A 9,825-nucleotide genomic window follows, 5' to 3' on the forward strand; every position below is an offset into this window, starting at 1 on the left:
GGACGTAAGATGGCAGTGACCGATCCCCTGGGTGACCTGCTCACCCGTATCCGCAACGGCCAGCGCGCGCGCAAGGACAGCGTGCTTTCGCCGTCGTCGAAGCTGCGCGTCCGCGTGCTCGACGTGCTCCAGCGCGAAGGCTACATCCGTGGCTATTCCGAAGAGCAGATGGGCCCCGCCGCCGGCGTGCGCATCGAGCTGAAGTATTTCGAGGGCCAGCCCGCGATCAAGCATGTCGCGCGCGTCTCCAAGCCCGGCCGTCGCATCTACTCCGGCGCCACCGAGCTGCCGCGCGTGATGAACGGCCTTGGCATCACCATCGTCTCGACGCCGCGCGGCGTGCTTTCCGATGCGGAAGCGCGCGAGCAGAACGTCGGTGGCGAAGTGCTCGCGGAGGTGTTCTGATGAGCCGCATTGGCAAGAAGGCGGTTGTCGTCCCCGCGGGCGTGACCCCGACGATCAACAACGGCATCATCACCGTGAAGGGCCCGAAGGGCACCCTCACCATGCCGCTGCGTGACGAGATCAACTACACGATCGAAGGCGACGGCATTTCGGTGCAGCCGGCCAACGACACCAAGCGCGCCCGCGCGTTCTGGGGGATGCAGCGGACCATGGTGCAGAACCTGGTGACCGGCGTGACCGACGGCTTCACCAAGAAGCTGCTCATCACCGGCGTCGGCTATCGTGCTGCGGCGCAGGGGCGCAACCTGAAGCTGCAGCTTGGCTACAGCCATGACGTCAACATCGACGTGCCGGAAGGCATCGAGGTCAAGACGCCGGACGCGACCACCGTCGAGATCAGCGGTGCGGACAAGCAGAAGGTCGGCCAGCTGGCCGCCGAGATCCGCCGCTGGCGCAAGCCGGAGCCGTACAAGGGCAAGGGCATCAAGTACGACGGCGAGTTCATCTTCCGCAAGGAAGGGAAGAAGAAGTAATGACCAAGGGTCTTTCACTTTTCGAGAAGCGGCGTCGCCGCAACCGTACCGCGCTGCGTGCGCGTGCGGGCACCCGTCCGCGCCTGTCGGTGCATCGTTCGGGCAAGCACATCTATGCGCAGGTCATCGACGACGCGCAGGGCCGCACCGTGGCCTCGGCGTCGACCTTGTCCAACCACGACGGCAAGACCGCCACTGCCGAGGCGGCCTCTGCCGTCGGCAAGCGAGTCGCCGAGGCGGCCAAGGCTGCCGGCGTCACGCAGGTCGTCTTCGATCGTGGCGGCTTCCTGTTTCACGGCCGCGTGAAGGCGCTGGCCGAGGCGGCGCGCGAAGCCGGACTGGAGTTCTAAGACATGGCTGACGAGAACAACCAGCAGCCGCAGGCTGCGGAGAACGAAGCTCCCGCCGCAGCGCCGCAGGACGGCAACGCCGGTGGTGGCTATCAGGGCGGCGGTGAGCGCGGCGCACGTGGCGGCCGTGGCCGCGGCGGCCCGGGCGGCGGCGGTGGTCGCGGTGGCCCCGGCGGCAATCGTGGCGGTGGCCGTGATGGCCGCGGTGGTCGTCGTGACGATCGGCGCGGTGGCCAGGACGACGGCGGCGAAGAGCTGATCGAGAAGCTGGTCCACATCAACCGCGTCTCCAAGACGGTGAAGGGCGGCAAGCGCTTCGGCTTCGCGGCGCTGGTCGTCGTGGGCGACGGCAAGGGCCGCGTCGGCTTCGGTCATGGCAAGGCACGCGAAGTGCCGGAGGCGATCTCGAAGGCGACCGCCGCTGCCAAGAAGAAGATGCTGCGCGTTCCGCTCAAGGAAGGTCGCACGCTGCACCATGACGGCAACGGCCACTTCGGTGCCGGTCGCGTCACCGTCCGCTCGGCGCCGCAGGGCACCGGGATCATCGCGGGCGGCCCGATGCGTGCCGTCTTCGAGAGCCTGGGCGTGCACGACGTCGTGACCAAATCGGTCGGTACGTCGAACCCGTACAACATGATCCGTGCGACGTTCGAGGCGCTGGGCAGCCAGACCTCGCCGAAGTCGGTGGCGCAGCGTCGCGGCAAGAAGATTGCCGACCTGTTGGGCCGTGCGCACGGTGCCGATGCGCAGACCGCCGAGGCGGATGCCGCGGCCGTGGTGGAGTAAGGCGACATGGCAACCATCAAGGTGAAGCAGACCGGATCGCCGATCCGGCGCACCAAGGACCAGCGCGCGACCCTCGTCGGGCTGGGCCTCAACAAGATGCACAAGGTGTCCGAGCTCGAGGATACCGAGTCGGTCCGCGGCATGATCCGCAAGGTGCAGCACATGGTCGAGGTGGTGGAGGGCTGAGCCCTTCGTCACTTCGGTGATGACAAGACACGGGAAGGGGGCTAACCGGCCCCCTTCCTTATTTCAGCGCGTAAAAAGCGAAAGCGAGTGCATAACATGAAGCTCAACGAACTCAGCGACAACCAGGGCGCCCGTCATCGCAAGATCCGTGTCGGGCGCGGTATCGGCTCGGGCAAGGGCAAGACCGGCGGCCGTGGCGTCAAGGGTCAGAAGAGCCGCGAAGGCGTGTCGATTGCCGGTTTCGAGGGCGGCCAGATGCCGCTCCACATGCGTCTGCCGAAGCGCGGCTTCAACAACATCTTCGCCAAGGATTATGCCGAGGTGAACCTGGGCGCGATCCAGAAGGCGATCGATTCGGGCAAGCTGACCGGCACCGACATCGACCACGCCGCGTTGAAGGCCGCTGGCCTGGCGCGTGGTGGCAAGGACGGCGTCCGTCTGCTCGCCAAGGGCGAGTATTCGGCGAAGCTGAACTTCACGGTCGCGGGCGTGTCGTCGTCGGCGCGCGAAGCGGTCGAAAAGGCAGGTGGCTCGGTCACCGTGCCGGAGATCGTGCCGGCCGCGGACAAGGCCAAGGCCAAGCACCGCACCGCGCAGGCCGCACGCAAGCAGGCGTAACGCCGAATCAGGGAAGGGGCGCGGGCTGGGTCCGCGCCCCTTCTTCGTTTCCGGGCCGGTGGTGCACGGCAATCGTGCGCGCGGGACGGCCCGATTACCGGCTTTCCCGCCGTTCGCGCCTCACCGGGTTAGACAAGGCGTGCCAAGCGCCTATATGAGCGGCGGGGCGGTATAAACGCATCCCGCCGTTCTTCGTTTCCAGGATACACCGACACGATGGCATCCGCAGCCGACCAGATGGCGCAGAGCATCAGCCTCGCGAAATTTTCGCAGGCTACCGACCTCAAGAAGCGACTGTGGTTCACGATCGGCGCGCTGATCGTTTTCCGTCTGCTCAGCTACGTTCCGCTGCCCGGGATCGACCCGACGCAGCTTGGGGTGCTGGCCGAGCGGATGAAGGGCGGCGTGCTCGACTTCTTCAACACCTTCTCGGGCGGCTCGCTGTCGCGCGCGTCGCTGATCGCGCTGGGCGTGATGCCGTACATTACGGCGTCGATCGTCGTGCAGCTCGCGACCTCGCTGAGCCCGCAGCTCGCCGCGATCAAGAAGGAAGGCGAATCGGGCCGCAAGAAGCTCAACCAGTATACCCGCTACGGCACCGTCGGGCTGACCGCGGTGCAGGGCTATTTCATCGCGCGCGGGCTGGAGGCCGGTGGCGCGGTGATCGAGCCGGGAATGCTGTTCCGCGTCGGCGCGGTGATCTCGCTGATCGGCGGGACGATGTTCCTGATGTGGCTGGGTGAGCAGATCACCAGCCGCGGCATTGGCAACGGCGTCTCGCTGATCATCATGGCCGGCATCGTCGCGCATCTGCCGACGACGCTGCTCAACCTGCTCGAAGGTGGCCGCTCGGGGTCGACCAGCGCGGTGTCGATCATCGCGATCATCGTCGTGGTGGTCGGGCTTATCCTGTTGATCTGTTTCATGGAGCGTGCGCAGCGCCGCATCCTGATCCAATATCCCAAGCGCCAGACGCAGCGCGGGATGCAGGCCGATCGCAGCCACCTGCCGCTCAAGATCAACACCGCGGGCGTTATCCCCCCGATCTTCGCCTCGTCGCTGCTGCTGTTGCCGCTGACGATCACGCAGTTCGCGGGCAATCGCGTCGCGGGCGAGAGCCGCTTCGGCGACATCCTGATCGGGCTGAACCAGTACCTCCAGCACGGCTCGCCGATCTACATGCTGCTGTATTCGGCCGGCATTATCTTCTTCTCGTTCTTCTACACCGCGGTGGTCTTCAACCCCGAGGAGACGGCCGAGAACCTGAAGCGCTATGGCGGTTTCATCCCGGGCATCCGTCCGGGCAAGAACACCGAGAGCTATTTCGATTACGTGCTGACCCGCATCACCGTGATTGGCGCGGCGTACCTGACCTTCATCTGCGTGGTGCCGGAATATCTGGTGTCGGCGCTGTCGATCCCCTTCTACCTGGGCGGCACCAGCCTGCTGATCGTCGTCAACGTGACGATGGACACGGTGACGCAGATCCAGTCGCACCTGCTCGCGCATCAATATGGCGATCTCATCAAGAAGGCGAAGCTGAAAGGCGCGCGCCGTCGCTGAGGCAAAGACGCCCGGCAGGGACGGGCGCAACGGGGAGAGTTCGGTGAACATCATTCTGCTGGGGCCGCCGGGGGCGGGCAAGGGAACCCAGGCGCAACGGTTGGTCGAGCATCACGGGATGGTGCAATTGTCGACCGGTGACATGCTGCGTGCCGCGGTGAAGGCGGGCACGCCGGTCGGCCTGCAGGCCAAGGCGGTGATGGAGGCCGGCGAGCTGGTCAGTGATGCCATCGTTTCCGCGTTGATCGGCGAGCGGCTCGACGCCGGCACCGCAAGCGGAGCGATCTTCGACGGGTATCCGCGCACCGCCGCGCAGGCTGATGCGCTGGACCTGCTGCTCGACGAGCGCGGGCAGAAGCTCGACGCGGTCATCGAACTGGAGGTCGACGAGGATGCGCTTGTCGAGCGGATCGTCGGACGCTTCACCTGCGGCAACTGCGGGGCGGGTTATCACGACCGGTTCAAGCAGCCGGCGGTCGAGGGCACCTGCGACGTATGTGGCGGCCATGAGTTCAAGCGTCGTCCCGACGACAACGAGGAAACGGTGCGGACCCGGATGGGCGAATATCGCGCCAAGACTGCGCCGATCATTCCGATCTACGAGGCGCGTGGGCTGGTTTCGCGGGTCAACGGCATGGGCCCGATGGACGCCGTCGCCGCGGAGATCGAGTCGATCCTGAAGGTGACGCCCGAGCGATAAGTGACGGAAAGTTCATGGTCGTGTAAGGCGATCGTGGGGTGAGGGGATGTAGAGACGATCGGGTCGGCAGCGACGTGCAACGCTGCCCCGTCGATCCTCTCCCCGAGGCGACGGTATTGATCGTCGCCTGAACTCCCGAAGGGCGGCGATGGCCGGCGGAGGTTCCCTGTCCTCCGCCGGCCTCTCCTTTTTTGACCGCTGCGGGGTGGCCCTGGCAGGATATCTGCGACACAAGGCCGCGCATGGATGCGCTCAGCATTTTCGGCCTGTTCGCCGTCAGTTTCACTTTGCTCTGCTACGCGCTGGAGGCGCGCGCGGCGTTCTGGACGCTGCTGTTCGCGATTGGCTGCCTGATGGGATCGGCATATGGATTCCTGCAAGGTGCGTGGCCGTTCGGGCTCGTCGAGCTGGCATGGTTCGGTGTGGCATTGCGACGCTGGGCGCAGTTGCGGCGGTTCGAGCGGAACCGCTCGCTTGACACAACGTTACCGCCCGCCTAACGGCTTCTCCTTCCTAACCACCGAGTCCCGGCGGCCATTTTGTGCTGCCGTTCTGCCTGCGTTTGCGGGCAGGGCATTGGGAGGAGGCGGGGCGGAGTTGCAATGCGACGAGATGGGATGCGTGGCAGCCATGCCGCACCCCGTGGAGCACAGGAGAAAAGTTTCATGGCACGTATCGCGGGTGTCAATATCCCGACCAACAAGCGCGTTCTGATCGCGCTGACCTATATCCACGGCATCGGTCCGGCCAAGGCGCTGGAAATCACCACGAAGCTGAACATCGCCGCCGATCGCCGCGTGCAGGACCTGAGCGATCAGGAAGTGCTGCAGATCCGTGAGACGATCGACGCCGACCACACGGTCGAGGGTGATCTGCGTCGCGAGACCGCGATGAACATCAAGCGCCTGATGGATCTGGCCTGCTATCGCGGCCTGCGTCACCGCAAGGGCCTGCCGGTCCGCGGTCAGCGCACGCACACCAACGCGCGTACCCGCAAGGGCAAGGCGAAGCCGATCGCCGGCAAGAAGAAGTAAGCGCCAGCGCTTCTTCCTCTCCGTTGGCCGGTTGCAGGTTCACCCCTCCCGGCCGCGTTGTAAGATAAGGTCAGGAATACCATATGGCACAGGCACCGCAGCGCATCCGTCGGCGCGAGCGCAAGAACATCACCGCAGGCGTCGCGCACGTGAACGCCAGCTTCAACAACACCATGATCACCATCACCGATGCGCAGGGCAATGCGATCAGCTGGTCGTCGGCCGGCATGATGGGGTTCAAGGGCAGCCGCAAGTCGACCCCGTATGCGGCGCAGGTCGCGGCCGAGGACGCGGGCAAGAAGGCCGCCGAGCACGGCGTCCGCACGCTCGAGGTCGAGGTCAAGGGTCCGGGTTCGGGTCGCGAATCGGCGCTTCGCGCGCTGCAGGCGGTCGGTTTCCAGATCACGTCGATTCGCGACGTGACCTCGATCCCGCACAACGGCGTCCGCCCGTCCAAGCGCCGTCGCGTCTGACGATTGCGCTTCGCGTGGCCGCTGACGAGTGGCCACGTTCATTACCCGGCCGTACGCGTCCCCCGCGTCCGGCCCAACCCCAGGGGACGAGAGCTTGTCTGTCAACGCAAAGAACTGGCAAGAACTGAAGAAGCCCAACCAGCTCGAGAAGAAGAGCGGTGACGGCAAGCGCAAGGCGACCTTCGTCGCCGAGCCGCTGGAGCGGGGCTTCGGCCTGACGCTGGGCAACGCGCTGCGGCGCGTATTGCTGTCGTCGCTGCAGGGCGCGGCGGTGACCTCGATCAAGATCGAGAACGTGCTCCACGAGTTCAGCTCGCTGGCGGGCGTTCGCGAGGACGTTACCGACATCGTCCTGAACGTGAAGCAGATCGCGATCCGCATGCAGGGCGAAGGCCCGAAGCGCCTCCAGCTTTCCGCCACCGGCCCGGCCGAGGTGAAGGCGGGCGACATCGCGGTGTCGGGTGACATCGAAGTGATGAACCCCGAGCTGGTCATCTGCCATCTCGACGACGGCGCGACGTTCAACATGGAACTGACCGCTGATGTCGGGAAGGGCTATGTCGCGGCGGTCAACAACCGTCCGGCGGATGCGCCGATCGGGCTGATCCCGGTCGACGCGCTCTACTCGCCGGTACGCCAGGTGTCGTACAAGGTCGACCCGACCCGCGTCGGGCAGGACCTTGACTACGACAAGCTGACGCTGACGATCGAGACCGACGGCACCGTGACCCCGGAAGACGCGGTCGGCTATGCCGGTCGCATTCTCCAGGACCAGCTTGCGCTGTTCGTGCACTTCGACGATTCGTCGGTTACGCGGTCGGCGCCGATTGGCGTTGCCGCCCCGGCGGCGACGGGTGGCGAAGCACCGAGCGACACCGCGCAGATCAACCGTTACCTGCTCAAGAAGGTCGACGAGCTGGAACTGTCGGTCCGTTCGGCGAACTGCCTCAAGAACGACAACATCATCTATATCGGCGATCTGGTCGGCAAGACCGAGGCCGAGATGCTGCGCACGCCGAACTTCGGCCGCAAGTCGCTCAACGAGATCAAGGAAGTGCTGTCGTCGATGGGGCTGCGGCTCGGGATGGAAATCCCCGGCTGGCCGCCCGAGAACATCGAGGAAGTCGCCAAGAAGCTCGAGCAGGAGATTATGGGCTGAGCCGCACGCGCGTAGCGATGCTACGCGCGAGACGGCATAAGCCCGGCCGGCGAGGCGGCAAGCCGCCCCGACCGACGACGCGGCTTCGCCGCGGCGCCACCCGGCCGCCTCCTGCCAAAAACAACCGGCGTGCCGAATGCCGGACCAGACATGGGCCCCTGCCTCCGCAGGGGCGACGGCAATCCGGGTGAGCCACCGTCCTCACCTGTCCCGGGGTTCCGTCGAACGGCCCCCTGACGAACGAGAAGGAAGACTATCATGCGCCATCGTGTAGGCGGTCGTAAGCTCCAGCGGACCTCGGCACATCGCATCGCGCTGTTCCGCAACATGTCGGCCGCGCTCATCAAGCATGAGCAGATCACCACCACCGTCGCCAAGGCGAAGGAACTGCGTCCGTACATCGAGAAGCTGGTGACGCTCGGCAAGAAGGGCGGCCTGTCCAACCGCCGTCTGGCGCACGCCCGGCTGCTCGACGATGCGCAGCTCGTCAAGCTGTTCGACGTGCTCGCCAAGCGCTACGCCGACCGCAACGGCGGCTACACCCGCATCATCAAGGCCGGCATCCGCGCGTCGGACGCCTCGCCGATGGCGATCATCGAGTTCGTCGACCGCGACGTCTCGGCCAAGGGTCAGGACTCGGGTCCGGTCATGAACGACGACGAGGATTTCGACGCCGCCGCCTGATCGGGCGACCGCGCTGAAACGTACAGGCCGCTCCGGCAACGGGGCGGCCTTTTTCGTTTGTCTCGGGTTTGCGGACCTGCCTCGGTCCGTCATTTCCGCGAAGGCGGGAATCCAGAACCCACGCCGTCTCGGTAGAAGCGTGAGGATCGTGCGTCTGGATTCCCGCTTCCGCGGGAATGACGGGTGAGGTGACAATCAACCATCCACTTCATATACACTTCGTATGTTGATAACTCCGTGGAGAAGCTGTGTGGGCATTGTGAAGATCGACGACCTGCTCCACGAGGAAGCGCGCCGCGCCAGCGCGGTGATGTGCCGCTCGATCAATGCGCAGGCCGAGTTCTGGATGAAGATCGGGATGCTCGCGGAGGCCAACCCGACCCTGTCGTTCAGCGAGATCGTCGCCCGCGAGCGCGCTGCCGTCCCGATCGCGACCGCCGCATGACCCCGATCCTCAAGACCCCCGACGAGCTGGCGCTGATGCGCGAGTCCGGCCGGCTGCTCGCGCAGGTGTTCACGATGCTCGATCGCGAGACGCTCGCCGGCCAGTCGACGCTCGCGATCAACGATCGGGTCGAACGCTATATCGTCGACGAGCTGCACGCGCGTCCCGCCAGCAAGGGGCAGTATGACTTCGCGTTCGTGCTCAACAGCTCGATCAATCAGGTCGTCTGTCATGGCGTACCGTCAGACGCCGACGTGATCCGCGACGGCGACATCGTCAATCTCGATATCACGCTCGAGAAGAACGGCTTCATCGCCGACTCCAGCAAGACCTATCTGGTCGGCGAGGTCGCGCCCGCTGCACGCCGGCTTGTGCGCGTCGCGCAGGAGGCGATGTGGAAGGGGATCGCGCAGGTCCGCGCCGGCGCGCGGCTCGGCGATGTCGGCGCGGCGATCGACCGCCATGCCAAGCAGCACGGCTATTCGGTGGTACGCGACTTCTGCGGGCACGGCATCGGGCGCGAGATGCACGAGGCGCCCGAGGTGCTCAACTACGGTCGCCCCGGCACCGGCCCGGTGCTGCGCGAAGGCATGACCTTCACGGTCGAACCCATGGTCAATCAGGGCACCCGCAAGGTCGCGACACGCGACGACGGCTGGACGGTCGTCACCGGCGACGGCAAGCTCTCCGCACAATTCGAGCATACGGTGGCAGTGACCGCGACCGGCGTCGAGGTGCTGACGCTGCGCGAAGGCGAGGCGGTGCCGAAGGAGGTTCGCGCCTGAAAGCGTACGTCGCCCCGGATTTGATCCGCGGCCTCGCTTCTTCTTCCTGCTGTCGGAAGTAAGAAGCGGAACCCCGGATCAAGTCCGGGATGACGGCGAAGATG

The 9,825-nt window shown here is 65.7% G+C and carries 15 protein-coding genes; all 15 read left to right on the top strand.

The window, feature by feature from the left end; genetic code table 11:
- The first annotated feature begins 9 nt into the window (after nucleotides 1–9).
- The 15 genes from rpsH (at nucleotide 10) to map (ending at nucleotide 9,721) form a co-directional block, all read left to right on the top strand.
- Complete coding sequence (gene rpsH, locus ACI2JO_RS14840) at nucleotides 10–405, top strand: 30S ribosomal protein S8 (protein WP_159754654.1); 396 nt, start codon at nucleotides 10–12, stop codon at nucleotides 403–405.
- Nucleotides 405–938, top strand: coding sequence for a 50S ribosomal protein L6 (gene rplF / locus ACI2JO_RS14845; protein WP_404721402.1), 534 nt, complete (start codon nucleotides 405–407; stop codon nucleotides 936–938). The genes rpsH and rplF overlap by 1 nt, the downstream gene beginning before the upstream one ends.
- Nucleotides 938–1,288: a 50S ribosomal protein L18 gene (gene rplR / locus ACI2JO_RS14850; protein ID WP_028966608.1), complete on the top strand. Its 351-nt coding sequence runs from the start codon at nucleotides 938–940 to the stop codon at nucleotides 1,286–1,288. The genes rplF and rplR overlap by 1 nt, the downstream gene beginning before the upstream one ends.
- Nucleotides 1,289–1,291: 3 nt before the next feature.
- Entirely contained in the window at nucleotides 1,292–2,074 is a 783-nt protein-coding gene (gene rpsE, locus ACI2JO_RS14855; RefSeq protein ID WP_404721403.1) for a 30S ribosomal protein S5, read from the top strand.
- 6 nt (nucleotides 2,075–2,080) lie between these two features.
- Nucleotides 2,081–2,260, top strand: coding sequence for a 50S ribosomal protein L30 (gene rpmD / locus ACI2JO_RS14860; protein WP_028966606.1), 180 nt, complete (start codon nucleotides 2,081–2,083; stop codon nucleotides 2,258–2,260).
- Nucleotides 2,261–2,356: 96 nt separating this feature from the next.
- The gene (gene rplO / locus ACI2JO_RS14865; RefSeq protein ID WP_404721404.1) at nucleotides 2,357–2,878 is read left to right on the top strand and encodes a 50S ribosomal protein L15; all 522 of its coding nucleotides are present in this window, start codon (nucleotides 2,357–2,359) and stop codon (nucleotides 2,876–2,878) included.
- A 216-nt stretch (nucleotides 2,879–3,094) separates the two neighbouring features.
- Nucleotides 3,095–4,441: a preprotein translocase subunit SecY gene (gene secY, locus ACI2JO_RS14870; protein ID WP_335307503.1), complete on the top strand. Its 1,347-nt coding sequence runs from the start codon at nucleotides 3,095–3,097 to the stop codon at nucleotides 4,439–4,441.
- 43 nt (nucleotides 4,442–4,484) lie between these two features.
- A complete protein-coding gene (locus ACI2JO_RS14875) occupies nucleotides 4,485–5,141 on the top strand; it encodes an adenylate kinase (RefSeq protein WP_404721405.1) in 657 nt (218 codons plus the stop codon).
- Nucleotides 5,142–5,383: 242 nt separating this feature from the next.
- A complete protein-coding gene (locus ACI2JO_RS14880) occupies nucleotides 5,384–5,641 on the top strand; it encodes a hypothetical protein (RefSeq protein WP_404721406.1) in 258 nt (85 codons plus the stop codon).
- A gap of 165 nt (nucleotides 5,642–5,806) precedes the next feature.
- A complete protein-coding gene (gene rpsM / locus ACI2JO_RS14885; RefSeq protein WP_056637528.1) occupies nucleotides 5,807–6,175 on the top strand; it encodes a 30S ribosomal protein S13 in 369 nt (122 codons plus the stop codon).
- An 83-nt stretch (nucleotides 6,176–6,258) separates the two neighbouring features.
- A complete protein-coding gene (rpsK, locus tag ACI2JO_RS14890; RefSeq protein WP_019516037.1) occupies nucleotides 6,259–6,648 on the top strand; it encodes a 30S ribosomal protein S11 in 390 nt (129 codons plus the stop codon).
- A gap of 94 nt (nucleotides 6,649–6,742) precedes the next feature.
- A complete protein-coding gene (locus ACI2JO_RS14895) occupies nucleotides 6,743–7,807 on the top strand; it encodes a DNA-directed RNA polymerase subunit alpha (RefSeq protein WP_404721407.1) in 1,065 nt (354 codons plus the stop codon).
- Between the two features lie 258 nt (nucleotides 7,808–8,065).
- A complete protein-coding gene (gene rplQ / locus ACI2JO_RS14900) occupies nucleotides 8,066–8,491 on the top strand; it encodes a 50S ribosomal protein L17 (protein ID WP_159754625.1) in 426 nt (141 codons plus the stop codon).
- A 250-nt stretch (nucleotides 8,492–8,741) separates the two neighbouring features.
- Nucleotides 8,742–8,936, top strand: a complete 195-nt coding sequence (locus ACI2JO_RS14905) for a ParD-like family protein (protein ID WP_404721408.1) — start codon at nucleotides 8,742–8,744, stop codon at nucleotides 8,934–8,936.
- Between the two features lie 5 nt (nucleotides 8,937–8,941).
- Nucleotides 8,942–9,721: a type I methionyl aminopeptidase gene (map, locus tag ACI2JO_RS14910; protein WP_404721552.1), complete on the top strand. Its 780-nt coding sequence runs from the start codon at nucleotides 8,942–8,944 to the stop codon at nucleotides 9,719–9,721.
- The last annotated feature ends 104 nt before the right edge of the window (nucleotides 9,722–9,825 follow it).

Origin of the sequence: Sphingomonas sp. NPDC079357, from assembly GCF_044901155.1 — a bacterium.
Classification (GTDB): domain Bacteria; phylum Pseudomonadota; class Alphaproteobacteria; order Sphingomonadales; family Sphingomonadaceae; genus Sphingomonas.